General features: G+C 59.5%; 24 protein-coding genes. 10 read left to right on the top strand and 14 right to left on the bottom strand.

The window, feature by feature from the left end:
• Positions 1-10: 10 nt before the first annotated feature.
• Positions 11-1354 carry a CDP-diacylglycerol--serine O-phosphatidyltransferase gene (gene pssA / locus AB4N41_RS21950; RefSeq protein WP_056785963.1) on the bottom strand — a complete coding sequence of 448 codons (1344 nt, stop codon included), beginning with the start codon at positions 1352-1354 and terminating at the stop codon, positions 11-13.
• A gap of 215 nt (positions 1355-1569) precedes the next feature.
• On the opposite strand from pssA, the gene AB4N41_RS21945 reads away from it, so the two are divergent.
• The 3 genes from AB4N41_RS21945 (at position 1570) to AB4N41_RS21935 (ending at position 3699) form a co-directional block, all read left to right on the top strand.
• Complete coding sequence (locus AB4N41_RS21945) at positions 1570-2133, top strand: TetR/AcrR family transcriptional regulator (RefSeq protein WP_252876285.1); 564 nt, start codon at positions 1570-1572, stop codon at positions 2131-2133.
• Positions 2134-2187: 54 nt separating this feature from the next.
• Positions 2188-2667 (top strand): nuclear transport factor 2 family protein, encoded by a 480-nt coding sequence (locus tag AB4N41_RS21940; protein WP_016774707.1) that lies wholly within the window; start codon positions 2188-2190, stop codon positions 2665-2667.
• Between the two features lie 252 nt (positions 2668-2919).
• Positions 2920-3699, top strand: coding sequence for a TSUP family transporter (locus AB4N41_RS21935; RefSeq protein ID WP_016774706.1), 780 nt, complete (start codon positions 2920-2922; stop codon positions 3697-3699).
• Here AB4N41_RS21935 and nudC read toward each other — a convergent pair.
• The 4 genes from nudC to AB4N41_RS21915 all read right to left on the bottom strand — a co-directional run bounded on the left by nudC (position 3667) and on the right by AB4N41_RS21915 (position 7041).
• On the bottom strand, positions 3667-4497 hold the full coding sequence (gene nudC, locus AB4N41_RS21930; protein ID WP_095180000.1) for an NAD(+) diphosphatase: 831 nt from the start codon (positions 4495-4497) through the stop codon (positions 3667-3669). The genes AB4N41_RS21935 and nudC overlap by 33 nt on opposite strands.
• Positions 4498-4504: 7 nt before the next feature.
• On the bottom strand, positions 4505-5317 hold the full coding sequence (locus tag AB4N41_RS21925; RefSeq protein WP_252876284.1) for a crotonase/enoyl-CoA hydratase family protein: 813 nt from the start codon (positions 5315-5317) through the stop codon (positions 4505-4507).
• Between the two features lie 205 nt (positions 5318-5522).
• Positions 5523-6668, bottom strand: coding sequence for a PQQ-dependent sugar dehydrogenase (locus AB4N41_RS21920; RefSeq protein ID WP_252876283.1), 1146 nt, complete (start codon positions 6666-6668; stop codon positions 5523-5525).
• A 52-nt stretch (positions 6669-6720) separates the two neighbouring features.
• Positions 6721-7041, bottom strand: coding sequence for a hypothetical protein (locus AB4N41_RS21915; protein WP_252876282.1), 321 nt, complete (start codon positions 7039-7041; stop codon positions 6721-6723).
• A gap of 188 nt (positions 7042-7229) precedes the next feature.
• On the opposite strand from AB4N41_RS21915, the gene ku reads away from it, so the two are divergent.
• Positions 7230-8096, top strand: a complete 867-nt coding sequence (ku, locus tag AB4N41_RS21910) for a non-homologous end joining protein Ku (protein WP_073474486.1) — start codon at positions 7230-7232, stop codon at positions 8094-8096.
• 131 nt (positions 8097-8227) lie between these two features.
• On the opposite strand, the gene lpxO is transcribed toward ku, so the two are convergent.
• Positions 8228-9127 (bottom strand): lipid A hydroxylase LpxO, encoded by a 900-nt coding sequence (lpxO, locus tag AB4N41_RS21905; RefSeq protein WP_041480397.1) that lies wholly within the window; start codon positions 9125-9127, stop codon positions 8228-8230.
• Positions 9128-9436: 309 nt separating this feature from the next.
• On the opposite strand from lpxO, the gene AB4N41_RS21900 reads away from it, so the two are divergent.
• A complete protein-coding gene (locus AB4N41_RS21900; RefSeq protein ID WP_252876281.1) occupies positions 9437-9871 on the top strand; it encodes a short chain dehydrogenase in 435 nt (144 codons plus the stop codon).
• Between the two features lie 33 nt (positions 9872-9904).
• On the opposite strand, the gene AB4N41_RS21895 is transcribed toward AB4N41_RS21900, so the two are convergent.
• The 4 genes from AB4N41_RS21895 to AB4N41_RS21880 form a co-directional block, all read right to left on the bottom strand.
• A complete protein-coding gene (locus tag AB4N41_RS21895; RefSeq protein WP_252876280.1) occupies positions 9905-10849 on the bottom strand; it encodes a methyltransferase in 945 nt (314 codons plus the stop codon).
• A gap of 14 nt (positions 10850-10863) precedes the next feature.
• Positions 10864-12231, bottom strand: a complete 1368-nt coding sequence (locus AB4N41_RS21890) for an iron-containing redox enzyme family protein (protein WP_252876279.1) — start codon at positions 12229-12231, stop codon at positions 10864-10866.
• Between the two features lie 110 nt (positions 12232-12341).
• The gene (locus AB4N41_RS21885) at positions 12342-13271 is read right to left on the bottom strand and encodes a ZIP family metal transporter (RefSeq protein WP_236168844.1); all 930 of its coding nucleotides are present in this window, start codon (positions 13269-13271) and stop codon (positions 12342-12344) included.
• A 15-nt stretch (positions 13272-13286) separates the two neighbouring features.
• Positions 13287-14513: a zinc-dependent alcohol dehydrogenase gene (locus AB4N41_RS21880; protein WP_252876278.1), complete on the bottom strand. Its 1227-nt coding sequence runs from the start codon at positions 14511-14513 to the stop codon at positions 13287-13289.
• A 374-nt stretch (positions 14514-14887) separates the two neighbouring features.
• Here AB4N41_RS21880 and AB4N41_RS21875 point away from each other — a divergent pair, with 374 nt between their 5' ends.
• Together AB4N41_RS21875 and AB4N41_RS21870 are read left to right on the top strand one after the other, a co-directional pair.
• Positions 14888-16474: an ABC-F family ATPase gene (locus AB4N41_RS21875; RefSeq protein WP_016774693.1), complete on the top strand. Its 1587-nt coding sequence runs from the start codon at positions 14888-14890 to the stop codon at positions 16472-16474.
• A 275-nt stretch (positions 16475-16749) separates the two neighbouring features.
• The gene (locus tag AB4N41_RS21870) at positions 16750-17937 is read left to right on the top strand and encodes an MFS transporter (RefSeq protein ID WP_095179994.1); all 1188 of its coding nucleotides are present in this window, start codon (positions 16750-16752) and stop codon (positions 17935-17937) included.
• 130 nt (positions 17938-18067) lie between these two features.
• Here the strand turns inward: AB4N41_RS21870 and AB4N41_RS21865 are convergent, their stop codons facing one another.
• Both AB4N41_RS21865 and AB4N41_RS21860 read right to left on the bottom strand, forming a co-directional pair.
• On the bottom strand, positions 18068-19105 hold the full coding sequence (locus AB4N41_RS21865) for an alpha/beta hydrolase family protein (RefSeq protein WP_252876277.1): 1038 nt from the start codon (positions 19103-19105) through the stop codon (positions 18068-18070).
• 167 nt (positions 19106-19272) lie between these two features.
• Positions 19273-19884 carry an FMN-dependent NADH-azoreductase gene (locus AB4N41_RS21860; RefSeq protein WP_016774691.1) on the bottom strand — a complete coding sequence of 204 codons (612 nt, stop codon included), beginning with the start codon at positions 19882-19884 and terminating at the stop codon, positions 19273-19275.
• Positions 19885-20010: 126 nt separating this feature from the next.
• Here AB4N41_RS21860 and AB4N41_RS21855 point away from each other — a divergent pair, with 126 nt between their 5' ends.
• Entirely contained in the window at positions 20011-20919 is a 909-nt protein-coding gene (locus AB4N41_RS21855) for a LysR substrate-binding domain-containing protein (protein ID WP_056785936.1), read from the top strand.
• Positions 20916-21275 carry an MmcQ/YjbR family DNA-binding protein gene (locus AB4N41_RS21850; RefSeq protein ID WP_133337837.1) on the top strand — a complete coding sequence of 120 codons (360 nt, stop codon included), beginning with the start codon at positions 20916-20918 and terminating at the stop codon, positions 21273-21275. Before AB4N41_RS21855 ends, AB4N41_RS21850 begins: the two co-directional genes overlap by 4 nt.
• A 107-nt stretch (positions 21276-21382) precedes the next feature.
• Here AB4N41_RS21850 and AB4N41_RS21845 read toward each other — a convergent pair whose 3' ends face one another.
• Together AB4N41_RS21845 and AB4N41_RS21840 are read right to left on the bottom strand one after the other, a co-directional pair.
• Positions 21383-21811: a DUF1294 domain-containing protein gene (locus AB4N41_RS21845; RefSeq protein ID WP_071172405.1), complete on the bottom strand. Its 429-nt coding sequence runs from the start codon at positions 21809-21811 to the stop codon at positions 21383-21385.
• The gene (locus tag AB4N41_RS21840) at positions 21808-22638 is read right to left on the bottom strand and encodes an undecaprenyl-diphosphate phosphatase (RefSeq protein WP_016774688.1); all 831 of its coding nucleotides are present in this window, start codon (positions 22636-22638) and stop codon (positions 21808-21810) included. The genes AB4N41_RS21845 and AB4N41_RS21840 overlap by 4 nt, the downstream gene beginning before the upstream one ends.
• A gap of 304 nt (positions 22639-22942) precedes the next feature.
• On the opposite strand from AB4N41_RS21840, the gene AB4N41_RS21835 reads away from it, so the two are divergent.
• Positions 22943-24577, top strand: coding sequence for a methyl-accepting chemotaxis protein (locus tag AB4N41_RS21835; RefSeq protein WP_095179989.1), 1635 nt, complete (start codon positions 22943-22945; stop codon positions 24575-24577).
• Positions 24578-25460 lie beyond the last annotated feature (883 nt).

Here is a 25460-nt window from a genome sequence, read left to right as displayed (position 1 = left end):
TCCGGACGCGCTAGAGAATCCTGTAGAGCAACCGCTCAATCCTCACCCGACTCACCCGCTTGAGAAACTTCGCCACCCCTGCCGGGTAATCCGGCAGCGTTTCAAGCGACTGGAAGTTATCGATCCGCGTGGTATGGCGGAAGATGTTTTCCAGCTCTTTCGCCCGTGGCTCCAGCCACTCGCCTTTCGGGTCTTCGATCAGCAGCGCGTTTTCCAGGTCGAGGCGAAACGCGCGCGGATTGAGGTTGTTGCCAGTCAGCAAGGTGTAGCGCTGATCGATCCACATGCCCTTGAGGTGATAGGTGTTGTCACCGTCGCGCCACAAGTGCAGGTTCAACTGGCCGCTGTCGATGCTGTGCTGATGGCGTTTGGCGAAGCGGCGCAGGCTGATTTCGTATAGATACGGCAGCGCGGCGATCACCTTGAACGGCTCGCTCGGCGGAATGTAGAAATCGTTGGCGGTCTTGTCGCCAACCACGATGTCGATCTTCACGCCACGGGCCAGCGCGCGGTTGATCTCACGGATCACGCCCAGGGGCAGGTTGAAGTATGGCGTACAGATGGTCAGCTGCTTTTGCGCGCTGGCAATCAGTTCCAGAATCGCCCGGTTCAGCGGGTTGTTCTTGCCGACGCCGAGCAGTGGCGTGACCGACAGCCCTTCTTTACTTGTGCTGCCGGCCCCGGTGTCGTAAGTCGCGTACTTGAGACGGCTGCGCAGGTCGCCGATGTCGTTGCGCAGGCTGCGGGTAGTCGGCAGGTTCGGCAGGTCGAGGCGATGCACGGCTTTCGATTCGATCAGTCCGTGCTTGACCAGATGATGCATCGAATCCGCGAGCTCGCGACTGTGCAGCACGTGGTAGCGGTCGAAGCGGTACTTGTCGAGTTTGTGCAGGTAGACGTTGTTCAGGCTCGCGCCGCTGTAGACCACCTTGTCGTCGATCACGAAGCCTTTGAGGTGCAGCACGCCGAACAGCTCGCGGGTCTGCACCGGCACGCCGTAGATCGGCACTTCGCTCTGATGCGTGCGGGTCATGTCCTGATACCAGGCGGCGTTGCCCGGCTGCTTGCCCGCGCCGATCAGGCCGCGCTGGGCACGTAACCAGTCAACCACCACGGCGATTTCCAGCTCGGGACGCTTGAGCTTGGCTGCGTGCAGGGCATCGAGGATTTCCTGACCGGCTTCGTCCTGCTGCAGATACAGCGCAACGATGTAGATGCGCTGGGTCGCTGCGGCGATTTGCTCGAGCAGGCAGCGTCGGAATTCGGCAGCACTGGACAGAATGCTCACCGCCTCGGCGGTCAGCGCGAAGCTGCGCAGTTTGGGCAGCAGAGAACGTTTGAAAAGCAACGGCATAAGGCTCGCAAGGTTCGATTCCGAAGAGTTTGAGAGCTTACACCATCGTCTGCGCCGGGTCTTGTCAGTGTCAGTAATGGCCCCTTCGCGAGCAGGCTCGCTCCCACCGTTAAAATGCATTCCCCTGTGGGAGCGAGCCTGCTCGCGAAAGCGTTTTCACACACGCTGAAGAAATTCGCTTGACCAAGGAGAACAGTCGTTCTACTGTTCGCCACATGAACGAATCAATCAGCAATGACACACGCGACATCATTCTGGATGTCACCGAAAAGTTGATCTACAAAAGTGGCATCGCTGCCACCAGCATGGATCTTCTGGTGAAGACCGCCGGCGTCTCCAGAAAAAGCATCTACCGTTACTTTGCCGACAAGGACGCACTCGTTGTCGCGGCCCTTCAGCGACGCGATGTTCGCTGGATGCACTGGTTCACAAGTGCTGTCGACCAGGCCAAGACTCCGGCCGATCGTCTGCTCAACCTGTTTACCGTGCTCAAGGGCTGGTTCGACTCGGAAGGCTTTCGCGGCTGCGCCTTCATCAACACCAGCGGCGAAACCGGTGATCCACAGGATCCAGTGCGGCTGGTGGCCAAAGAACACAAACAGAAGCTGCTCGACTACGTGTGCGAGCTATGTACCGAATATGGTGCCGAGGATCCGCAACTATTGGCCAGACAGTTGCTGATCCTGATTGAAGGCGCCATTACCATAGCGCTTGTGATGGGTGATCACAGTGCCGCCGATAATGCGCAATGCATGGCGCGAAAGTTATTGGGCCTGTAACTCTTAGCAAGCCGGACTTGTTGTTCAAACATTAAATGAATCAGGAGATTGAACATGTCGACTGCAGCCCAGGTACGTCCGCCATTGCCCCCGTTCAACCATGCGTCAGCCATCGAGAAGGTGCGTCTGGCCGAGGATGGCTGGAACAGCCGCGATCCGGAAAAGGTTTCGCTCGCCTATACCCTCGACACCAAATGGCGCAATCGCGCCGAGTTTGCCAACAACCGCGAAGAGGCCAAGGCGTTTCTGACGCGCAAATGGGCGAAGGAACTGGATTATCGCTTGATCAAAGAACTCTGGGCCTACTCCGATACGCGTATCGCGGTGCGTTATGCCTATGAATGGCACGACGATTCCGGCAACTGGTTCCGCTCGTACGGCAACGAGAACTGGGAGTTCGATGACAACGGCCTGATGTTCCAGCGCTATGCCTGCATCAATGACATGCCGATCAAGGAAAGCGAGCGCAAATTCCACTGGCCGCTGGGCCGCCGGCCGGATGATCATCCGGGGCTGAGCGAACTCGGTCTCTAAAGCCAACCCACCCCTGTGTAGGAGCTGCCGAAGGCTGCGATCTTTTGATCTTGATTTGATCGTTCCCACGCGCAGCAGCCGGGGCGCTCCGCGCCCGAGAAGATCGCAGCCTTCGGCAGCTCCTACACAGGAATGTATTCCAGACTGTAATTGACGACGGCATGCTCTGGCTCGCCGCAACAGTTCGATACAGGTAACATAACCGCCCTCCCCGCAGCCCACGTTCTGCGCCTTGCCGAATAAGCCGACTCCATGCCTTTCGAACTCAGCGTTGACCTCACCACCCTGGCCATTCTGGCTGCTGTTGCTTTCCTTGCCGGTTTCATCGATGCCATCGCTGGCGGTGGCGGTCTGTTGACCACGCCGGCGCTGCTGACGGCGGGCCTGCCGCCGCATCTGGTGCTGGGCACCAACAAGCTGAGCTCGACCTTCGGTTCGGCGACCGCCAGCTTCACCTTCTACAAACGCAAACTGTTCCACCCACGTCAGTGGACCCACGCCATTGTCGGCACACTGGTCGGTGCGCTCACTGGCGCGGTGGTTGCGCATTACCTCCCGGCCGAGTGGCTGAACAAGATGCTGCCGGTGATCGTTTTCGCCTGTGGCCTGTATTTGCTGTTTGGCGGCACGCCGAAAGCGCCGCTGGACAGCGACGCGCCGATCAAAAAGAAATGGCAATCGACCCAAGGCTTCAGCCTCGGCTTCTACGATGGCGTGGCCGGCCCCGGCACGGGCGCGTTCTGGACCGTGAGTAGTCTGCTGCTGTACCCGATCGACCTGGTCAAGGCCAGCGGCGTGGCGCGCAGCATGAACTTTGTCAGCAACATCGCGGCGCTGTCGGTGTTCATCTTCTCCGGACAGGTCGACTGGATCATTGGCCTGTGCATGGGCCTGTCGGTGATGGTAGGGGCTTTCTTTGGCGCGCGCACCGCGATCAGCGGCGGCGCCAAATTCATTCGTCCAGTGTTCATCACCGTAGTGCTTGGCCTGACTGTGCGCCTAGCCTGGCAGCACTGGTTCAGCGTGGCCTAAGCGCCGCGCGACGTAGACGTCGATCAGGTAACGGGCAATCGAACGCGACGCCGGCAACGGCGGCAAGTCATGCACGTTGAACCACTGGGCGTCCTCGATCTCGTCTTCCTGACAGACAATTTCGCCACCGGCATATTCGGCATGGAAGCCGAGCATCATCGAATGCGGGAACGGCCAGCACTGGCTGCCGATGTACTGGATGTTCTTCACTTCGATCTGCACTTCTTCACGCACTTCGCGAATCAGGCAATCCTCGGCCGATTCCCCCGGCTCGGCGAAGCCGGCCAGCGTGCTGTAAACCCCGGTGACGAAACGCGGCGAGCGCGCCAGAAGGATTTCGTCGCCACGGGTGATCAGCACGATCATGCTTGGTGAAATGCGCGGATAACTGCGCAGATCGCACGGCTGGCAATACATCGCTCGTTCGCGCGGGACTTGCGTCATTGGCTGGCCGCAGTTGCCGCAGAAGCGATGCTCTCGTGCCCAAGTGCCGATCTGAGCGGCATAACCGAGCACTTTGTACAGCGTGTGATCGCCTTCGAGCATGAACGCTCGCAGCCCCTTCCAGCCGCAACCGGGCACATCGCTGACGCTGTGCAACTCAAGCAGATAGACCGGTTCGCCGTCGAGATGACCAATCCCGTGCTCAGCGAGGACTGAAAGGTCCTGGCGCTTGAGCCACTCGCGCGGGAACAGTGCGCCGTTGTCATCGAACAGGAAGCCTTCGGGGCTGCGCGCTACGGCCCAGCCGCCGGGTTGATCGGTGTCGAGTACTGCAGTGGTCCAGCGAGAGATCATGGTTAACTCAATCCAGAAATTCGGGTTTCTGTTTGCTCATGTGGGCGGCCATGGCCACGCGCAGATCGGTGGATTGCAACATGGCGGCGTTCCAGGTGGCAACGTATTCAAGACCATCGTCGATGCGATGGTCGCGCATGTAGCTGATCATTTCCTTGGTACCGGTCACGGCGATCGGCGACTTCGCAGCGATGTCACGGGCGATGCCGAACACGCCTTCGAGCAGAGTGTCCTTATCGCCGTAGACGCGATTGACCAGGCCCATGCTGCGTGCTTCCTCGGCGCCAAAGGTGCGACCGGTGTAAGCCAGTTCACGCAGCATGCCGTCTCCGATGATTCGCGGCAACCGTTGCAACGTGCCGACATCGGCGGCCATGCCGATATCGATTTCCTTGATCGAGAACTGCGCATCTTCGGCGGCATAGCGCATGTCACAGGCGGCGATCAGATCGATCGCCCCGCCCAGGCAATAGCCCTGAATGGCAGCAAGCACCGGTTTGCGGCAATTGTCGACGGCGTTGAACGAGGCTTGCAGATTGAGGATCTTGCGCCGCAGCAGGCGCGCATTGCGGCCCACGTCCTTGCCCAGTTCATTGGCGACACCGGCAAGCATCATCAGGTCGATGCCCGATGAAAAATGCTTGCCGTTACCGCTGAGGACTACCACGCGGACTTCGTCGGTATCGTCGATCCATTGGAATATCTCGACAATCTCGCTCCAGAACGCCGCGTTCATCGCGTTGATCTTTTCCGGGCGATTGATCTGCACATGGGCGATGTTGTCGGCCAGTTCGACGCTGAAGGCGGAGTATTGAGTCATGGCAGTGATCCTTTACCGGGCTGGGAAATAAGCCCCGAACTATAACAAGGCAACGGGGCGGCGGTTCGGCCAAATGCGGGACTGCCCGAAGTCTGCGCAAGATGCGCGGGCCTCTTCGCGAGCAGGCTCGCTCCCACAGGGAGACTGCATTTCAATGTGGGAGCGAGCCTGCTCGCGAAGGCGTCGGATCATTCACCGCACGCAATTATTTCAGCCCCAGCCTGTAAAGCGAGCCATTCTCTTCATCCGTCAGCACATACAGATACCCATCCGGCCCTTGGCGCACATCGCGGATGCGCTGATTCAATTCACCCAGCAAACGCTCCTCATGGACCACCTTGTCGCCATCGAACTGCAGGCGAATCAGCTCCTGGGTCACCAGTGCGCCGATAAACGCGTTGTGCTGCCACGGCGTGAAGCGATCCGCGTCATAGAAGGCCATGCCGGTAACCCCGGGGGATTTTTCCCAGACATGATGCGGCGCCACGGTGCCTTCAGCAGTTTTGCCCTTCGCCTCAGGAATCGGTTGCATCGAGTAGTTGATGCCATGGGTCGCCAACGGCCAGCCGTAGTTCTTGCCACGTTCGATGATGTTCACTTCGTCGCCGCCACGTGGCCCGTGCTCGTTCTCCCACAGCGTGCCGGTCCACGGATTGAGCGCCGCGCCTTGCGGGTTGCGCAGGCCGTAGGACCAGATTTCAGGCCTGACACCGGATTGGCCAACAAAAGGGTTATCGTCCGGCACCTTGCCATCCGGGAAGATGCGTACGACTTTGCCTTGCAACTTGTCGAGGTCCTGCGCAGTCGGCCGATCGTTGTTTTCGCCGAGGGTGATGAACAGATACCCGTCGCGATCGAACACCAGCCGTGAACCGAAGTGGTTGCTCACCGACAGCTTCGGTTCCTGACGGAAGATCACATTGAAGTCCTTCAGCGTCTTCAGGTCATCGGAAAGCCGTCCGCGCCCTACCGCCGTACCAGCCTTGCCGCCCTCACCACCGCCTTCGGCATACGACAGATAGACCATGCGGTCCTGCTTGAAGTCTGGCGACAGCGCCACATCAAGCAAACCGCCCTGCCCTTTCGCCCAGACTTGCGGCACGCCACTGATCGGCTCCGACAGTTTGCCGTCCTTGCTCACAACGCGCAGATGACCCGGACGTTCGGTCACCAGCATGCCCTTCTGATCAGGCAGAAACGCCAGTGCCCAGGGATGTTCCAGGCCTTGGGCAATGGTGGTGACTTCAAGAATGCCCTGCTCGCTTTTCAGCTCTTTGGGCGCGGCGGCGAACGCCGGAACACTGATCAGCGCGGCGGCGCAGCAGCTGGCTAGTAGGGTTTTACGCAACATGCACGATTCCTTTTGTTCGTGTGAAAGGCTGACAGAACATCAGTCCTGCCGTTCAACGGTTGCTGCCGGTGCCCCGTGAGGGCGGGTTGGGAATGAAGGTTGGCGGATTGCTCGGCACCGAACGAATCGGTTGACCATTGCCGATGCCGCGATTTTCAACGGTCGGCTGACGTGGCACGGGAACGGTGTTCGGCCCGCGAAGCGGCGGAGCGCTGGGCTGGGTGCCCTGCATGCTGTTGGGATTGGCCCGGCGGATCGGGCTGTTGTAGGGATTGTTGCTGTTCCCGGTGGGGCTTTGTGCGAGCACGACATCGGCATGAACCAGGCCACCACCTAAGGCGAGGACGGCGATGCCAATCAGAAACCGGTTCATGGGAATACCTCTCGATGTGCGTGGACTAGAGCCTTGGAGCCCACGCTACGCCGTGGGTTCGCATTTGTTAACCCTCGCGCCTTAAACAACATGTAACACGGCTTGACCATACCGTTGGAAGCCGCGCAATCACTGGAAACTTTCTCGCCGCGCCACGGGTCACCTGATCATCACTCGGAGGACTGGTCATGGCTCGGGCAATCTGGAAAGGCGCAATCAGTTTTGGACTGGTACACATCCCCGTGGCGCTGGTTTCAGCGACGTCGTCCCAAGGCGTGGACTTCGACTGGCTCGACAGCCGCAGCATGGACCCGGTGGGCTACAAACGCATCAACAAGGTCACCGGCAAGGAAGTCACCAAAGAAAACATCGTCAAAGGCGTGGCCTACGAAAAGGGCCGCTACGTGGTGCTCAGCGAGGAAGAAATCCGCTCGGCGCACCCCGTCTCGACACAGACCATCGACATTTTCTCTTTCGTCGACGCCGAGCAGATTCCGCTGCAGAACATCGATACGCCCTATTACCTGGCGCCAGACAAGCGCGGCGGCAAGGTCTACGCGTTGCTGCGCGAAACCCTGAGCAAAACCAACAAGGTCGCCCTCGCCCGCGTTGTCCTGCATACCCGTCAATACCTGGCCGCGTTGATGCCGCTGGAGTCGGCGCTGGTTCTGGTGAAACTGCGCTGGCCGCAGGAAGTGCGCAGTCTTGATGAACTGGCGCTGGGCAGTGAAGTGACCAAGCCGCAATTGGCCAAGGGTGAGCTGGACATGGCCAAACGTCTGGTTGAAGACATGACCTCGGAGTGGTCGCCTGAGGACTACAAGGACGAGTTCGAAGACAAGATCATGGCGCTGGTCGAGAAAAAAGCCCACGAAGGCAAGATCGAGGACGTCGAGACCACCACTGGCGAGGAAGAACGCAAGACTGCCGATGTTATCGACTTGACCGAGCTGCTCAAACGCAGCCTCGGTGGCAAGGCACCGGCCAAGCCCAAGGCCAAATCAACCAGTAAGGCGGCGCCGGCGAAGAAGACTCGGAAGGCGTCTGGAGAGTAAGCGTTGGGCCAGCTAGAGGTATGTTGGAAGTGAAGCTGCCTTCGCGAGCAGGCTCGCTCCCACAGGGAAACGCATTTCAAAATGTGGGAGCGAGCCTGCTCGCGAAGAGGCCGGTACTGACACCGCAAGTCTCAGATCAGAATAAAGATCGCCAACAACGCCGCAAAAATCGCCCACTTCTCCAGGTAATACCGCGTACGGTTGCGCTTCTTCAGCTCTTTGCCGCGCAAACGGATCTTGTAGATCTTGGTAAACAAGCGGTTGATACCACCGGTCTTGTCCCCCGCATCATTCGGCGCGCCTGCCGCTGACATCACGGTGCGGCTGAACCAGCGGTTGAACGCCGCCGCCCAGCGGTACTTCAACGGCCGCTCAATGTCACAGAACAGAATGATCCGGTTCTGATCCGTGGTGTTTTCGGCGTAATGAATAAACGTCTCGTCGAACATCACCGCTTCGCCATCGCGCCAGTGATAGTTCTCACCGTCGACGTTGATGTAGCAGCCGGGATCATTCGGCGTATCCAGACCCAGGTGATAACGATAGGAACCGGCGTACGGATCGCGGTGGCGCACCAGCTTCGAGCCCGGTGGCAGCTCGGCAAACATCGCCGCCTTGATTGAGCCGATGCTCTGCACCAATTCAGTGGTGCGCGGGCACAGCTTCATCGCCGATGGATGGCTGTCGCCGTACCACTTGAGGTAGAAGCGCTTCCAGCCAGTCTTGAAGAAAGAGTTGAAGCCGACATCGTCATACTGATTCGAGCGCTTGATCTCGCCGGCACGCAGCAGATTCTGGCCTTCCTCGCGAATCTCTTGCCAGTGCGCCTGCAACGGGCTCAGATCCGGGAAATCCGCCGGATTCAGGTACGGCTTGTTGGGAATCTTCGAAAACAGATAAAGGAAGCAGTTGATCGGCGCGAGGAACGTCGAGTGGTCACTCAGTTGCCGCCCCAGCTTGTGGCGCACGCGTCCACGCAAGTGAACGTAAGCAATGGAGATGACATAAACAGCGGCAATGATGAGTTTCACGGAAAAGGGTCACACGTCAAAAGTGAACAAACTGCGCGCGTGGCGACCTGAGGCCCAGCGTCTTATGCAGCGGTCTTGATGCACAGGGCGCGTCCATGGCCCGCGCCGTTTCCGGGCGCTCGGTGAAAGGGTGGCATTTTAGCCACAGTTCGTAACCGATAGTGAACCCTCAACTGTGAAAAACTGTCTTGCGCGTTTGCGTGTAAAGCTCCAGCACACTTGAATCCATACAAACGCCCGTTGCTCATTTGGATGGAACCACGCTTGGCACGCGCTCCTCTATCGCTTACCAATAACGGAGGAACCCCCATGATCGCCCCACAAACCGGTATGAAACCAGGTCAGCGCTATCGCATTGAAAGCGTCGAGCGCGCGCCGCAATTCTCTGGCTTTTTTCTCGATGGAAGGTATTACCTGGGGCCTGAATTGCAGACCGCCGTCGGCTGGCTTGAAGGGCAAATGTTTTTCTACGACCAGCTCGACCCGACCGGTGAGCCGGTTTATCCGGGCAGAATTGCCGGTACGATTGAAGGGCTGACGCTGGTGATGCCGGACGGCTTACGCCTGGAGATCGAAGAAGCGCCTTATCTGGCGGAACCCCTTGCGCCGGTGCGCGCCTCCCTCGCCGGGCGCATCGAGCGTATCTCGCGACAGCCGATTCGCCCGTCGCCGCTTTTGGTGGCTGGGGCCGCGATGCTGGTAGGAGTTTGTCTGCTGACGATCTCGCGCATCAGAAATCGCTGAAGGCCACCGCGCGAGCAGTGGCCCAACCATCGGTCACTGCTCGCGGGTTACCGTCAGTGCGACCACGGCGATGCGCTCTGCGCGCTCATATTCAGGCTTGAGCAGTTCCTCGCTGAACACGTCCGGATCGAGTTCACGATAAGTCCAGCCAAAACGTTCGCCCTTGAGCAGAGGCGCCACGGCCTCGCGGAACGGGTCCTGCCCGGCAACAATCGCTACGCCGGTATACACAAGTAACGTGCCGCCGACTTCCAGACGTGGCAACGCTTCACGCACGATACGCACCGACAAGCCTTCGCCCAGCGCCCCGCCGCCGTGGCGATAGGCGCGCTGTTGCTGGTCGTTCATATACGGCGGGTTGGCGATGATCAAGTCGAACTGACCTTCGACACTGGCGAGCAGATCGCTGTGGTACACCGACACGTTGTTGGCCCCGGCCAGCTCAGCGTTGACGGCACTCATGCGCAACGCCTGCGGATTGATATCCACCGCCAGCACTTGGGCATCCGGCCTTGCTTTGGCGATGAGTACCGCCCCGGCGCCGCTGCCGCAGCCGATGTCTACTGCGCGCCTGATCGGCGAAAAGCGCTGCTGCAACTGCGCTTCTATGGCCTGAGCAAAACGATAAGTGTCCGGGCCAAAGAACACCGCATCGCTCGCGGTGGTCGGAAACGCCGAGTGGGCGAATAACCGGTCATTCAGCGTCGACCAGCGCACACGACTGCGCCGCACCGCGCCATCGCGTTCGACTACGCCGGCCTGCTCCAGCGTGGCCAGTTCTTCTGCGCGAAACAGCTCAGAAGGAAACGGCATCGACCAGCCAAACACATCACGCAGATCTTTCGCCAACGGCGTGGCAAAGCGCTGCAGAAAACGTTCGTGGGTCAAGGGCGTTGGGGTAATGAAGTGATAACCGCTGTCGAGCAGGCGCTTGCCCAACTCGAACAGCGCTCTGTCCGATGTTTCTTGTGCCGACATGAAGCCTCCTTGTTTCAACGCAAGCGGGCGCGCAGTTGCATGAAGCGACGCGTCGCGAAAAGTCCGGCCGGACGCCAGTGTCGCTGGGGTTGCAGCCATGGCATCAACAATGACATCTGTTCGGCGGCAGGCTTGTCGGCCAGTGCCGCTTCCAGGTTGAGCAGATCGGTGTCATCGTCAAAGGTTTCTTCGACGGCAGCTTCGCGGCGTACGTAAGGCCGAGGCCGGGAGGCCGGGCAATCCTGAGTGATCCAGTCGCGCAACAGCTGTTTCTCATAGCCATTGAACACGCCGAACATCGCCGCATCGCTGCCGTCGATCAAACGCCAGAAACGACTTTCTTCCACCGCCTCACCGCGTTTGATCCAGCTTTTGCGCTCCAGCGCCGAAAGAAACTCGCCCATCTGTCCCGGCGTGGCCAGCCACTGATTGATGGTGCGGTTTTCGATGCGGCAGTAGTCGGAATGCATGTGCCGGCCAAAGACAGCTTTACGCTCAAGCATGGCGATGACTTCGTGGTCCAGATCGAACTCTGTGATCACCGCGGTTGTGCCTTTGCCGACATCATTGAGGCGATAACCGACAGCCATGCGCCGGTAGAACTCATCGCGTTCATCGCCAAGTGGCAACAACTCGAGCATTGATTGCACAGCCTTGCGCGCATGGCCGGTGCTGGCGTTGTCGATGGTCACGTGCAGGCGGAAATAGTGCGGATCGATACCCAGCTCTGCCAATTCATAAGCACTGATCAGCAGATGCAGAGGCAGTTGTTCATAGCCGAGGTTGAAGCCGATGACTTCTGGCAGAAACTGCCCGCCGAAACGTCCCAGTGCCAGCTGCACCGCGCCTTGCAGAAAATACTCGTCGGCAAGACCGCTCAGATCAGAGCATTCATGCTCGGCGAGCAGCTTGCGATAGATCACCACATGATTCTGCCGTGGCACGCCCTCGCCCAGCTCTTCCAGATAGGTATCGAGCAAATCGTCAAATCGCGGGTCCTGCCACTGCGGCAACAGCCCGGCCAACCAGGCGCCATCGACCTCTTTGGTCGGTGCCACATGCAAGATGAAATACAACGCGTGGGATTTGTTGCGGAAATAGCGGCGCGGCGCGCCCTGCTGACGTTGTTCGAGGTAATCGGCGTACTCGGCCGCCACGCTGGCGCAGCGGGTTTCCGACCATTGCAGCAGCTCTTCGGCGCTGGCCGGCAAATCGTCAGACAGCGCAGCCGCCTTGCTCAGCTGCCGGCGCAGGAAGTCCAGTGCCGCACGATCAACCGTGGAGTCTTCCGCCAGCAATCGGTCATAGAGCCGGCGCTCGGTATCCGCCGGCGTGGATGTTTTACCCGAAGACTTCCTGGTCGGGATTTCGATCAGCGACATGACTCATTCCCCTGCGTTATTGGCATTGCCTATAAACGAAAGAGTGATTGGCGCTGAAAAAAATTCCCTTTTTGTGCGAGACGATACGCTCAGTGGTGCACGTCGGTTTTTTAACCCAAAGCGGTATCGAGAAACATCATCACGCCGAACCCAAGCATCAGCCCGAGCGTGGCAGGCGTCTCGTGGCCGTTGCGGTGAGTTTCCGGAATCACTTCATGCGACACCACAAAGATCATCGCGCCCGCCGCCAGGCCCATCGCCACCGGAAAACCCAACGCAAAACTATTGGTGATGCCCAAACCGATGATCGCGCCCAACGGTTCCATCAATCCTGAAGCGGCGGCAATCAACGCTGCACGCCCTGCGGAAATGCCGGTCACCCGTAGCGCCAACGCCACAGCCAGACCTTCGGGAATGTCCTGAATGGCGATCGCAGTGGTCAGCGGCAAGCCGATTTTCATGTCGCCGGTGGCGAAGCTGACGCCGATCGCCATGCCTTCCGGCAGGTTGTGCAGAGTGATCGCCAGCACGAACAGCCAGACCCGATTGAAGCGCTTGGCTTCAGGCCCGCGCCGGCCGCTTTTTTCATGTTCGTGGGGGACGAAGCGGTCGAGACCGACCATCAACGCCACGCCTAAAGCCATGCCGGCCACAACGACGGCAGCGGCGAGCATGGGACTGCTCACCGCCTCCTTCGCCGCCGCAATGCCCGGCAGGATCAGTGAAAAGGAACTGGCTGCCAGCATCATCCCCGCCGCGAAACCGAGCATGGTGTCCTGGGTTCGCGAAGTAATCGCCCGCAGCGCCAGGGCCAATAACGCACCGACTGCCGTAGCGGCAAAACCCGACAGTCCGCCAAGTGTGGCGAGGCGCAAGGTGTCGCGGCCCGTACTGACCAAACCGGTGTAGCCACTGATCAACAGCAACACGGTTACACCGACCAGGGTGAGCCAGAAAATCCGCCCTCCCCAGCCCGTACGCGTCAGGCTGACGAACCATGCGCGCACGGGGGCGGCGAACGAAGATGACGGTAGCGCCATGAAAATTCCTCGGTTTCAGGTGGCCGGTACGAACGGCGTGGTTTCATCCAGTTGCGCCAGCGGAACATCGCTGCCACCCGGGGTCAGAATCACCTTGCGGCATTCTTCCTGCTTCTTATTGAAGATCTTGTAACCCTCGGCCGCCTGCTCCAGAGACAGCCTGTGGGTGATGATCGCTTCAGGCTGCAACTTGCCGGTTTCGATGTAGCCAAGCAGCTCCGGCAGAAAACGCTGCACGTGAGTCTGGCCCATTTTGAAGGTCAGGCCCTTGTCAAAAGCGTCGCCGAACATGAAGCCATGGATAAATCCTGCATACACCCCCGGAACGCTGACCACACCGCCACGGCGGACGGCGGCGATGCACTGGCGCAAAGCCTTGCCGCTGCTGCCTTCAAGCTTGAGTGTAGCCATGACCGTTTCGGTGGTGCTGCCCTTGGCTTCAAGGCCGACGGCATCGATCACGGCATCGACGCCGCGATGGCCGGGAGTCTGGCTGGTAATAGTGTCGGCCGGGTCATCGTCTTCATCGAAGTTGATCGGAATCACGCCGTAGGTGCGCTGGGCATAATCGAGGCGGTACTGGTGATGGTCGACCATGAAAATCAGCTCAGCACCGAGCATTCTCGCGCAGGCTGCGGTGAGCAAACCGACCGGCCCGGCGCCGTAGATCGCCAGACTCGAACCCTGTTTGACCCCGGCGTTGATCACCGCTTGCCAGGCAGTCGGCAGGATGTCAGAGAGAAACAGCACTTTTTCGTCCGACAGCGTGCCCGGCACCTTGAACGGGCCGGTATTGGCTTTCGGCACGCGCACCAGTTCCGCCTGGCCACCGGGAATCCCGCCATACAGACGGCTGTAGCCGAACAGCGCTGCTGGCGGCGGAATCATTTTCTTGTTCAGCGCTGCGCCAGGGCCTTCATTGGTGGTTTCGCAAGCGGCGTAAAGCTCTTGCTGGCAGAAGAAGCAATCGCCACAGGCGATCACGAACGGAATCACCACACGGTCGCCCCGCTGCACCGCCGTGACGGCTGGGCCGGTTTCTTCGACGATGCCCATGAACTCATGACCGAATATATCGCCGTGCTCGACGGTGGGTATTTTGCCTCGGTACAGGTGCAGGTCCGACCCGCAGATGGCGGTAGCGGTGACGCGCAGGATGATGTCGTCGGCGGCTTCAAGTTTCGGGTCCGGTACGGTTTCGACGCGCACGTCATGGGCGCCGTGATAGGTCATTGCTCGCATGGCTTGGTCCTCACTCGTTTGAACGAAAATGGCTGCTGCTCCACTTTCCGAAGTGAAAATGGCCGAGTGAGTTCATTCGGGTTTTCGAGATTTTGATCAGCGGATATCGGGGACTGCTCGGACGAGCCGATGCGTACGCCCGTTTGCCTGCCATATAACTGCCGTCTGAGTTATGCGACAATGCGCGCCAATGTCCAACAAGAACCCCGTACTCGTCGCTCAGCAGCTTGCCTTCAACGGCCCCAGTTGCGGACGGCTTATGCGCGTTGGCTCAACTCAAGCACAGACTGGGGGCGCTGGAAAAGCTCCAGATTGGTACTCAGGTTTGTACCAGGCACCACAGACCAGCTCTAACCCATTGATAGGTAAGGTAATTGATCTCCACAGCTAACATCACGATGCAGTTTGGCGCCAAGCCGCTGTTCGAAAACGTTTCGGTCAAATTCGGCGCAGGCAATCGCTACGGCCTGATCGGTGCCAACGGTTGCGGCAAGTCGACCTTCATGAAAATCCTCGGCGGCGATCTCGATCCGTCCGGCGGTCAGGTCATGCTTGAGCCGAACGTGCGTCTGGGTAAGCTGCGCCAGGATCAGTTCGCCTACGAAGAATTCACCGTGATCGACACCGTGATCATGGGTCACGAAGAGCTGTGGAAGGTCAAGGCCGAGCGCGATCGCATCTACTCGCTGGCTGAAATGTCCGAAGAAGACGGCATGGCCGTCGCCGAGCTGGAAACCGAGTTCGCCGAGATGGACGGCTACACCGCCGAATCCCGTGCCGGCGAATTGTTGCTGGGTCTGGGCATTCCGCTGGAACAGCATTTCGGCCCGATGAGCGAAGTCTCGCCAGGCTGGAAACTGCGCGTGTTGCTGGCGCAGGCACTGTTTTCCGATCCGGAAGTGCTGTTGCTCGACGAACCGACCAACCACCTGGACATCAACACCATTCGCTGGCTGGAAAACATCCTCACCCAGCGTAACAGCCTGATGATCATCATCTCCCACGACCGTCACTTCCTGAACAGCGTGTGCACGCACATGGCTGACCTGGATTACGGCGAGCTGCGCCTGTTCCCGGGCAACTACGACGAATACATGACCGTGGCGACCCAGTCCCGCGAGCAACTGCTGTCGGACAACGCCAAGAAGAAAGCGCAGATCTCCGAGCTGCAATCGTTCGTCAGCCGCTTCTCGGCCAACGCCTCGAAAGCCAAGCAGGCCACCTCCCGCGCCAAGGCGATCGACAAGATCCAGCTGGCCGAGGTCAAGCCTTCCAGCCGCGTCAGCCCGTTCATTCGTTTCGAGCAGAACAAGAAGCTGCACCGTCAGGCGGTCATGGTCGAGAAAATGGCCAAGGGTTTCGATGGCAAGCCATTGTTCAAGGACTTCAGCTTCCAGGTTGAAGCCGGCGAGCGCGTTGCGATCATCGGCCCGAACGGTATCGGCAAGACCACCCTGCTGCGCACCCTGGTCAACGAACTGACCCCGGATGCCGGTAGCGTGAAATGGACTGACGCCGCTGAACTGGGCTACTACGCTCAGGACCACGCTCACGACTTCGAAGACGACGTCACCCTGTTCGACTGGATGGGTCAGTGGACCCAGGGCGAGCAGATGATTCGCGGTACTTTGGGCCGGATGCTGTTCTCCAACGACGAGATCCTCAAGTCGGTCAAGGTCATCTCCGGTGGTGAGCAAGGTCGCATGCTGTTCGGCAAGCTGATCCTGCAAAAGCCCAACGTGCTGATCATGGACGAACCGACCAACCACTTGGACATGGAATCGATCGAAGCACTGAACCTGGCGCTGGAAAACTACCCGGGCACGCTGATTTTCGTCAGCCACGACCGTGAGTTTGTATCCTCCCTGGCCACGCGCATCATCGAGCTGAGCCCGAACGGCGTGACCGACTTCAGCGGCACTTATGACGACTACCTGCGTAGCCAGGGCGTCGTTTTCTAAGAGCAGCTTTTAGTTTCAAGCGACAAGTTAAAAGCCCTGTCCCTGTGACGGGGCTTTTTGCATTCGGCGTTTGGGAATTGTGGGTGCGCAGATATCCGCGAGCAGGCTCGCTCCCACAGGGGAATGCATTTCAAATGTGGGAGCGAGCCTGCTCGCGAAGGGGCCGTCAGCAGCCCCATCAATCCCAAGGGAAAGTAGTTAGCCTGCTTTCTTTTATCCCAGCCCCGCGCCATGATGTCGGCAACTCTCCCACCGCCGCCCGCGAACGAGTGCTCATGTCTGCGCAGCCACTGCCACCGCAAAGCTCCCTGGCGATCACCCTGCAGATCGTCTCCATCGTTTTCTACACCTTCATTGCCTTTCTCTGCATCGGGTTACCGATTGCGGTATTGCCAGGTTACGTCCATGAGCAACTGGGTTTCAGCGCGATCATTGCCGGCCTGGTGATCGGCTCGCAATACCTCGCCACACTGCTCAGCCGGCCGATGGCCGGGCGCATGTCGGATACCCTGGGCACCAAGCGGGCGATCATTTATGGCTTGTGGGGGATTGTCCTCAGCGGCGCGCTGACGTTGCTGTCGACCTTGCTGCAAAGTTTTCCGCTGACCAGCCTGTTGATTCTGATTGCCGGGCGCCTGCTGCTTGGCATTGCCCAAGGCCTGATCGGTGTCGGCACCATCAGTTGGTGCATGGGCCAGGTCGGTGTCGAGCACACGGCAAAATCCATCGGCTGGAACGGCATCGCTTCTTACGGCGCGATTGCCATTGGTGCGCCACTGGGCGTGGTGATGGTCGCTGAATATGGCTTTGTCAGCCTTGGCATCGCGCTGTCGGCGTTGGCGGCAGGTGCGCTGTGGTTGATCCGCAACAAACCTTCGGTGCCGGTGATTCGTGGCGAGCGCCTTTCGTTCTGGGCCGTGTTCGGCAAGATTGCACCTTACGGCACCAGCCTGACGCTGGCCTCGATCGGCTACGGCACACTGACGACTTTCATCACCCTTTATTACCTCAATCGAGGCTGGACCGGCGCGGCTTACTGCCTGACCGTGTTTGGCGTGTGTTTCATCCTGTCGCGGCTGTTGTTCATCTCGGCCATCGCCCGGTTTGGCGGGTTTGCCTCGGCCATCGTTTGCATGTCGGTTGAAACTGTCGGGCTGGTGCTGTTGTGGCTGGCGCCCTCCACTGCGTATGCGTTGATTGGCGCAGGGCTGGCGGGGTTTGGGCTGTCTCTGGTATACCCGGCGCTGGGCGTTGAAGCGATCAAACAGGTGCCGAGTTCCAGCCGTGGTTCAGGGTTGGGGGCTTATGCAGTGTTCTTCGATCTGGCACTGGCGATCGCGGGACCGTTGATGGGCGCGGTGGCGTTGAATCTGGGCTATTCGTGGATTTTCTTCAGCGCGGCGTTGTTGTCGGTGACCGGGCTGGGCCTGACCTTGTTGCTCAAGCGCCGCGCGACCTCATGAAGCACCGATCCCCTTGTAGGAGCTGACGAGTGCAACGAGGCTGCGATCTTTTGATTTTGCTTTGAAGATCAAGAGATCGCAGCCTCGTTGCACTCGTCAGCTCCTACAGGAATTGGTGGCGGCGATGAAGTTATTGATCCGCCGTCTGCATCCCCGCCCTGCTCGATTTACCCAGTGCCTGGGCAAAAAACCGTCCGGCCTCGGAGATCAGGTTGCGGTGAATATCTTCGCGATCCACCCCGTCGGCATCGGTACACAACGCCGGCATGGAGAGGATCTGCTCTTCGGTGCACGGCGCCATGAACACGAAGTGCCCTGCTCCGGCCAGCAATTTGAAGTCCGGCGCGGTGGGCAGTTTGCGCGCCAGGGCGGCGGCGTTTTTATCGAAGGCCACCAGTTTGTCGCCGTCGCCGCTGTAGAGCAGCACCGGTACGTGCACATCGGCAAGGGTGTGGCGGCCGAACTTCAGGCTCAGCGGTGCCATCAGCAATAACGCGTGAACCCGTGGATCGGCCACTGGCTGCAGGTCATCGCGATCGACAATCAGCTCGCCCTGGGTGTTACAGGCGTCGTGATCGTCCGGACGTTCCTGGCAATAGCGGCGCAGACGATCCAGATCCGGTTGCGCCCCGGAAAGAATCAACGCGGTCTCGCCTCCAGCCGAATAACCGATCACACCAACCTGATCAGCATTGACGAACGGCGCCAGCATGTTGTCGCCGAGCGTCGCGGTGATCGCTTGGGAAATCTGGATTGGCCGCCCGTAGAGATTGCTCAAAGTGCCAAGTCGGCTATGGTCGCGCCAGTTGTCGCCGGGATGAATCACCGCCACCACGACAAACCCCTTGCGCGCCAGCGAAGTGGCCAGATCATGCAAGGCCAGCGGCGTGCCGGTATTACCATGGGAGAGCATCAACATGGGAAAGCGGCCGATGGCAACTTTGGTGTCTTCTCCAGCCTCGACCGAATAGCCCTCAAGCAAACTCATATGCTCACGGTCACTGGACGGGTAAAAAGCGATGGCGCGCATCGGTTGCAGATCGAGCGGGTCGAGAAAGGTCATCTCGTGATAACCGACGCTCCAGACAGGGTGCCGCCCCGGCGCGGCCTGCACTGAATTCAGGCTGCCCAGCAGGCAAATCAGCAACATTGCACAAAGATGCCTCATGAATGCCCCACCCTGTCGGACCACATCGTCGGATGTGCTGAAACTGCATAACCCGGGCCAGATTATGTAACAGCCAGAAACAAAAAACTCCGTAATCAGCCCTTGCGGAATCAGAATACAGAGTTTTTTGGGGATTGCCTGAACAGACGCTGTTCTTTACGCAAGCCTTACGCGGCGGCGAACAGTTGCTCGCTGATCTTTGCCTGCGCAGCGCTCATGGCGTTGTTGCGCACTTCTTCGCCATAGGCCAGACCTTCAGCACGGACGATCTCGATATCGGTGATGCCGAGGAAGCCCAGTACCAGCTTCAGATACTCTTCGTGAGCGATGCCGCTGGCCTGACCGGCATGGATGCCGCCAGAGGTCGACACGATTACCACTTTCTTGCCGCCGCACAGGCCTTCAGGGCCGGCTTCGGTGTAGCGGAACGTCTGACCGGCCACGGCGACGCGGTCGATCCACGCTTTGAGCTGGGTCGGAACGGTGAAGTTGTACATCGGCGCGGCAATCACCACGGCGTCGGCGGCGATGAATTCGGCCAGGGTCGAAGCGCTCAGCTCGGCTTCGTGCTGTTGCGCAGCGTCGCGCAGTTCGGCGGTGGTGCCGGCGGCAACCAGCGTGGTCGACGAGAAGTGGCTGATCGCATCTGCGGCCAGGTCGCGATAGGTAACCACGGCGCTCGGCTCGGCGGCTTGCCAGGCGTCGACGACTTGACGGCTCAACTGACGGGAAGCCGAGTTGTCGCCGAGAATGCTCGAATCGATGTGCAACAGTTTCATGTGGGTTCTCCTGAAAGAATCGCCGGCGGCGACGGAATGGAGACAATCCTACGCAACAAACCAATAGCTGATTAGTCGCCGACAATGCGATAGTTCGTCCCATTGATAGAACGACTGGAAACGCGCATGCAGGACCTCAACGATCTCTACTATTTCGCCAAAGTGGTCGAAGCCGGCGGATTTGCCGCCGCCGGGCGCTTGCTTGGTATTCCCAAGTCACGGCTTTCGAGAAGAATTGCCGAGTTGGAAGAGCGCCTCGGTGCACGTCTGCTGCAACGCACCACTCGCCAACTGAGCCTCACTGCCGTGGGCGAACGCTATTTGCGCCACTGTCAGGCGATGCTGCTGGAAGCGGAAATGGCTGACGAGGCCGTGGCGAGCATGTCTAGCGAGCCTCGCGGGCGCTTGCGGGTATCGTGCCCGACCGGTCTTGCCCATGAAATGCTGCCGACGGTGATCAGCGATTTCCTCGGCAAGTTTCCTCAGGTGCAGTTGGAGGTCGTCCTGCTCAACCGCCGGGTCGATCTGGTCACCGAAGGCATCGATGTAGCGTTGCGTGTGCGCGATCACGGTGATGAAGATCCTTTGCTGGTCACCCGCCGCTTGCGTCAGGCCCAGGCGGTGGTGATCGCCAGCCCGGCGTTCATGCAAGGCAAGACGATCACTCATCCGCAGGACCTGAAAAACCTGCCGGTACTCGGCGCGCTGGAAGCCGACCGCATGGTTCATGTGCGTCTGCTCGATCAGCAAGGCAAGAGCGTCGATCTGAGCATGGAAGCGCGGCTGGGCATTGATGACTTCGTGGTGCGCAAGGCCTGCGTGCTCGCCGGTCAGGGCTTTACCGTGCTGCCGATGATGTTCTGCGAAACCGAATTGCGTAACGGCACACTGGTGCAAGTGCTGCCGCAATGGTCATTGCCTGGCGGCTGGCTGCAAGCGGTGTACCCGCACAGGCGCGGGGTAATGCCAGCGGTGCGCGCATGGATCGATCACTTGGTCGAATCGTTCAATGCATGCGGGGACAGATTTCTATGAAACAAGGAAGAATGAGCGAAGCCGAGGTCGCCGAGTTTTGTCTGGCTCTGCCCGGCGCGCGGGAAGATTACAAATGGGGCGGCGTGCGGGTGTTCTCGATTGCCGGCAACAAGATGTTTGCCTTGCAGGGGCTGCGAGGAGATTCGCTGGCGTTCAAGGTCGACAAGGATCTGTTTCTCGGCCATTGCGACCGCCCGGGGATTCATCCGGCGCCGTATCTGGCGCGGGCGCAGTGGATCATCATGCACCCGCCCTACCCGCTGGGTGCCGAGGAATTGCGGGGACTGTTGCAGCGATCGCATCAACTGGTGGTGAGCAAGTTGCCTAAGAAAACCCAAATCGGCCTGCTTTTGTAAGCACGCAAATCCTGTGGGAGCGAGCCTGCTCGCGAAGGCGGTTTGTCAGCGAGGATGAGATTGCGTTCGCGAGCAGGCTCCCTCCCACAGGGGATTTTCGGTGCACGTTAGATCAGCGACAGCAGGTTCGATCCGAGGAAAATCTGGTCAATCCAGAACACCTGATGCAACAACACGATCGCCCAGAACAGAATCTGAAACGATACCTTGCGCGTTTTGTGCCGAAACACCTGCTGCGCGATCAAAGCGCCCGGCCAGCCACCCGCCAGTTCAACCGCATGCAGGATGTTTTCCGGCGTGCGCCAGGCATCGGCGCGGGCTTTGCGTTTGTCGGCCCAGTACAGAAAGAACGCCAGCACACTGACAATCCCGTACGCCGCCAGCGGCACCCGCGAGATGCCGCTGAGCCACATCGACAGCGAGCCGAACAGCGGCAGCGCGCAGACGATCAGCAGCACCACAAGCTTCAATTTCAAGTGCTGAACGCGCCCGCCTGAAGGTCGCCCCTCAGGGCGGCGCGTGCGGGAATCGTTCATGCCTTGGCCGCCGACCAGTCCACCCAGCCGAACTGCCAGGTGGCCAGAATGAACAGGCCGAACGCAATCCGGTACCAGGCAAAAGCTGCGTAGCTGTGGCTACCGATGAACTTGAGCAGGCCGCGCACAGCGATCATGGCGAAGATGAACGCCGTGACAAAACCAATGGCGAACACCGGGAAATCCGCCGGTACGAACAGGTCGCGGTATTTGTAACCGGAATACACCGCCGCACCGACCATGGTTGGCATGGCGAGGAAGAACGAGAACTCGGTGGCCGTCTTGCGCGACAGGCCGAACAGCAACCCGCCAATAATTGTCGAGCCGGAACGCGAGGTGCCGGGAATCATCGCCAGGCATTGCGCGAAGCCGATTTTCAGCGCGTCGGTCCAGCGAATCTCGTCGACGGTTTCGGCGTGGACTTCATGCTGGCGCTGTTCGGCCCACAACATGATGATCCCGCCGATGACCAGCGCCGCCGCGACGGTAATCGGGTTGAACAGGTATTCGTGGATCAGATCGGCAAAAATTACGCCGAGCACTACGGCCGGCAGGAAGGCGATCAGCAGGTTGGCGGTGAAACGTCGTGCGCTCGGCTGGGTCGGCAGGCCGATCACCACGTCGAGGATCTTGCGCCGAAACTCCCAGACCACCGCGAGGATCGCGCCGAGCTGAATGATGATGTTGAACGCCATGGCCCGCTCGCCGCCGAAGTTCAGCAAGTCGGCGACGATGATCTGGTGTCCGGTACTCGAAATGGGCAAAAACTCCGTCAGCCCTTCTACAACTCCTAGAATCAGTGCCTGCAAGGCGGTCCAAAGATCCATCAATCCCCCAAAGAGCGATGCACGCGGGCATGCCCCGATAGTATTTTTTCGTTCACTGCGTCCAGCGTAGCCGGTAAAAGCTGTAGCGATTGCGCGCGCACAGGATCCACACGAAACGGTAAAAATTCCGTGAAATATCAAAACCGGATTCAGGTTTTCGCGCGCGGGGCCGAAATCCTAACAGACAAGCCTTAATAGCGCTCCCCGCGTTAGGCGGCTCAAGTCGCGCAATCGCGAGCCCACAGCGGTGGCTGGATGCTGGCGATCGTTTATTACAAGAACAAGAATCCGGAGTGACAGCGTTATGAACAGCTTGCGCAGTGTGTCGATCAGCCGACGCTTGTGGCTCATCTTGATCGTGGCGGTGGTCATGTTGCTGACCTTGGGCGTGCTGATGCTCAAGCAGATCCATGACGACCTCTACCACGCCAAGGCGCAGAAAACCCAGCACGTGGTGCAGACCGCCAGTGGCCTGCTCACCTATTACCAAGGTCTTGAGACCGCTGGCACCCTGACCAGGGATGCCGCGCAAAAGCAGGCACTGACCGCGATCCGTGGCCTGCGCTACGACCAGAGCGACTACTTCTGGATCAACGACCTCACGCCCGTGATGGTCATGCACCCGACCAACCCCAAACTCGAAGGCCAGAACCTTTCGGCGATCCGCGACCCGGACGGCTTTGCGGTGTTCAACGAAATGGTCGCCATCGCCAAGGCCAAAGGCGCGGGCATGGTCAATTATCGCTGGCCGAAGCCGGGAGCGACTGATCCCGTTGCCAAGACCTCTTATGTAAAGCTTTTTGAGCCGTGGGGCTGGGTGATCGGCTCCGGCGTGTACGTCGACGATGTGCAAGCCGAATTCCAGGGGCAGATGATCAAGGCGTCGGCCATCGGCCTGGCGATTGCGCTGATCATGGCGCTGCTGGTGATTCTGATCGCACGCAGCATCGTCCGTCCATTGCAGGAAACCGTGAATGCGATGGCCAACATCGCCAGTGGCGAAAGCGACCTGACCCGCAGCCTCGATACCCATGGCAAGGATGAAGTCACCGAACTGGCCCATCATTTCAATGCCTTCACGGCCAAGCTGCGCCGAGTGATTGGTGATCTGCAGGTCTCGGCCAGCGCTTTGGGCCAGTCTTCCAGCGAGCTGGGTAACGATGCCTCGCAGGCGCAGCAGCGCAGCCAGCAGCAGTCGCAGCAGATGGAACTGGTAGCCACGGCGATCAATGAAGTTACCTACGGCGTGCAGGACGTGGCGAAAAACGCCGAACACGCCGCCGCAGAAATGCGCGATGCCGAAGCGCAGGCGCAACAGGGGCAGATCAATATTGACGGCAGCCTGCAACAGATCGACAAGCTCTCGGGCACGATCGATCAGGCGGTGGAAGTGATCCGCACCCTGGCAGCGGAGAGCACGCAGATTGGCAGCGTACTGGAAGTGATTCGTTCGATTGCCGAGCAGACCAATCTGCTGGCCTTGAACGCGGCGATTGAAGCGGCGCGTGCGGGTGAACAGGGTCGCGGGTTCGCCGTAGTCGCCGATGAGGTGCGCTTGCTGGCCCAGCGTACGCAGAAATCGACGGCGGAGATTCAGTCGATGATCGAGCGTTTGCAGAATCACTCGGAGGCTGCGGTGAAGGTGATCGGCGACAGCAGCAAGGCCTCGCAACTGACCATTGAACAGGCGGGACTGGCCGGAGCGAGCCTTAATGCGATTGGCCAGGCGTTACGTAATCTCAACGGTCTCAATGCGTCGATTGCCAGCGCTACGCTGCAACAGGCGCAGGTGGTTGAGGACATCAACCAGAACGTCACCCAGGCGGCCGGGCTTTCCCATAGCACCGCGTTGGCGGCTGAGCAGTCCAGTGCAGCCAGCCTGCGGCTTGGGCAACTGAGCGAACAGCTCAACGGGTTGCTGCGCCAGTTCCGGGTCTGACCGGTCACCGAGGTGAGCCCACCCCTCACCCCAGCCCTCTCCCCGAGGAGAGGGAGCAGATCACTGCGCTTTTCATGATCTGCGTTCGACGCGATATTCCAGGTCGGCGTACCTCGACCAAACAACGCGCTCAGTTCCCTCTCCCCTCCGGGAGAGGGTTAGGGTGAGGGGCTTTTGATCGCAGATCACTGGGCTTTTCATGATCTGCGTTCGACGCGATATTCCAGGTCGGCGTACCTCGACCAAACAACGCGGTCAGTTCCCTCTCCCTCCGGGAGAGGGTTAGGGTGAAGGGCTTTTGATCGCAGATCACTGCGCTTTTCATGATCTGCGTTCGCCGCGTTATTCAAGGTCGGCGTACCTCGACCAAAACAACGCGGTCTGTTCCCTCTCCCCTCCGGGAGAGGGTTAGGGTGAGGGGCTTTTGATCGCAGATCACTGGGCTTTTCATGATCTGCGTTCGACGCGTTATTCCAGGTCGGCGTACCTCGACCAAACAACGCGATCAGTTCCCTCTCCCCTCCGGGAGAGGGTTAGGGTGAGGGGCTTTTGATCGCAGATCACTGGGCTTTTCATGATCTGCGTTCGACGCGTTATTCCAGGTCGGCGTACCTCGACCAAACAACGCGATCAGTTCCCTCTCCCTCCGGGAGAGGTCTCTACAGTGAGGGGCTTTTGATCGCAGATCACTGGGCGTTTCATGATCTGCGTTCGACGCGTTATTCCAGGTCGGCGTACCTCGACCAAACAACGCGCTCAGTTCCCTCTCCCCTCCGGGAGAGGGTTAGGGTGAGGGACTTTTGGTCGCAGATCACTGGGCGTTTCATGATCTGCGTTCGACGCGTTATTCCAGGTCGGCGTACCTCGACCAAACAACGCGATC

This window comes from Pseudomonas sp. S2_A10, from assembly GCF_054668465.1.
Note: the sequence above shows the minus strand (reverse complement) of the source record. Positions and strands in the feature narration are given on the sequence as shown.

Coding starts and splice junctions, on each gene's coding strand:
- ku (WP_073474486.1), top strand. CDS start 7,230: ATGGCTCGGGCAATCTGGAAAGGCGCAATCAGTTTTGGACTGGTACAC.
- AB4N41_RS21840 (WP_016774688.1), bottom strand. CDS start 22,638: ATGGATCTTTGGACCGCCTTGCAGGCACTGATTCTAGGAGTTGTAGAA.
- AB4N41_RS21945 (WP_252876285.1), top strand. CDS start 1,570: ATGAACGAATCAATCAGCAATGACACACGCGACATCATTCTGGATGTC.
- AB4N41_RS21940 (WP_016774707.1), top strand. CDS start 2,188: ATGTCGACTGCAGCCCAGGTACGTCCGCCATTGCCCCCGTTCAACCAT.
- AB4N41_RS21895 (WP_252876280.1), bottom strand. CDS start 10,849: ATGTCGGCACAAGAAACATCGGACAGAGCGCTGTTCGAGTTGGGCAAG.
- AB4N41_RS21935 (WP_016774706.1), top strand. CDS start 2,920: ATGCCTTTCGAACTCAGCGTTGACCTCACCACCCTGGCCATTCTGGCT.
- AB4N41_RS21915 (WP_252876282.1), bottom strand. CDS start 7,041: ATGAACCGGTTTCTGATTGGCATCGCCGTCCTCGCCTTAGGTGGTGGC.
- AB4N41_RS21845 (WP_071172405.1), bottom strand. CDS start 21,811: ATGAACGATTCCCGCACGCGCCGCCCTGAGGGGCGACCTTCAGGCGGG.
- AB4N41_RS21890 (WP_252876279.1), bottom strand. CDS start 12,231: ATGTCGCTGATCGAAATCCCGACCAGGAAGTCTTCGGGTAAAACATCC.
- AB4N41_RS21920 (WP_252876283.1), bottom strand. CDS start 6,668: ATGTTGCGTAAAACCCTACTAGCCAGCTGCTGCGCCGCCGCGCTGATC.
- AB4N41_RS21865 (WP_252876277.1), bottom strand. CDS start 19,105: ATGAGGCATCTTTGTGCAATGTTGCTGATTTGCCTGCTGGGCAGCCTG.
- AB4N41_RS21860 (WP_016774691.1), bottom strand. CDS start 19,884: ATGAAACTGTTGCACATCGATTCGAGCATTCTCGGCGACAACTCGGCT.
- nudC (WP_095180000.1), bottom strand. CDS start 4,497: ATGATCTCTCGCTGGACCACTGCAGTACTCGACACCGATCAACCCGGC.
- AB4N41_RS21925 (WP_252876284.1), bottom strand. CDS start 5,317: ATGACTCAATACTCCGCCTTCAGCGTCGAACTGGCCGACAACATCGCC.
- AB4N41_RS21835 (WP_095179989.1), top strand. CDS start 22,943: ATGAACAGCTTGCGCAGTGTGTCGATCAGCCGACGCTTGTGGCTCATC.
- AB4N41_RS21880 (WP_252876278.1), bottom strand. CDS start 14,513: ATGCGAGCAATGACCTATCACGGCGCCCATGACGTGCGCGTCGAAACC.
- AB4N41_RS21870 (WP_095179994.1), top strand. CDS start 16,750: ATGTCTGCGCAGCCACTGCCACCGCAAAGCTCCCTGGCGATCACCCTG.
- AB4N41_RS21885 (WP_236168844.1), bottom strand. CDS start 13,271: ATGGCGCTACCGTCATCTTCGTTCGCCGCCCCCGTGCGCGCATGGTTC.
- AB4N41_RS21850 (WP_133337837.1), top strand. CDS start 20,916: ATGAAACAAGGAAGAATGAGCGAAGCCGAGGTCGCCGAGTTTTGTCTG.
- AB4N41_RS21855 (WP_056785936.1), top strand. CDS start 20,011: ATGCAGGACCTCAACGATCTCTACTATTTCGCCAAAGTGGTCGAAGCC.
- pssA (WP_056785963.1), bottom strand. CDS start 1,354: ATGCCGTTGCTTTTCAAACGTTCTCTGCTGCCCAAACTGCGCAGCTTC.
- AB4N41_RS21900 (WP_252876281.1), top strand. CDS start 9,437: ATGATCGCCCCACAAACCGGTATGAAACCAGGTCAGCGCTATCGCATT.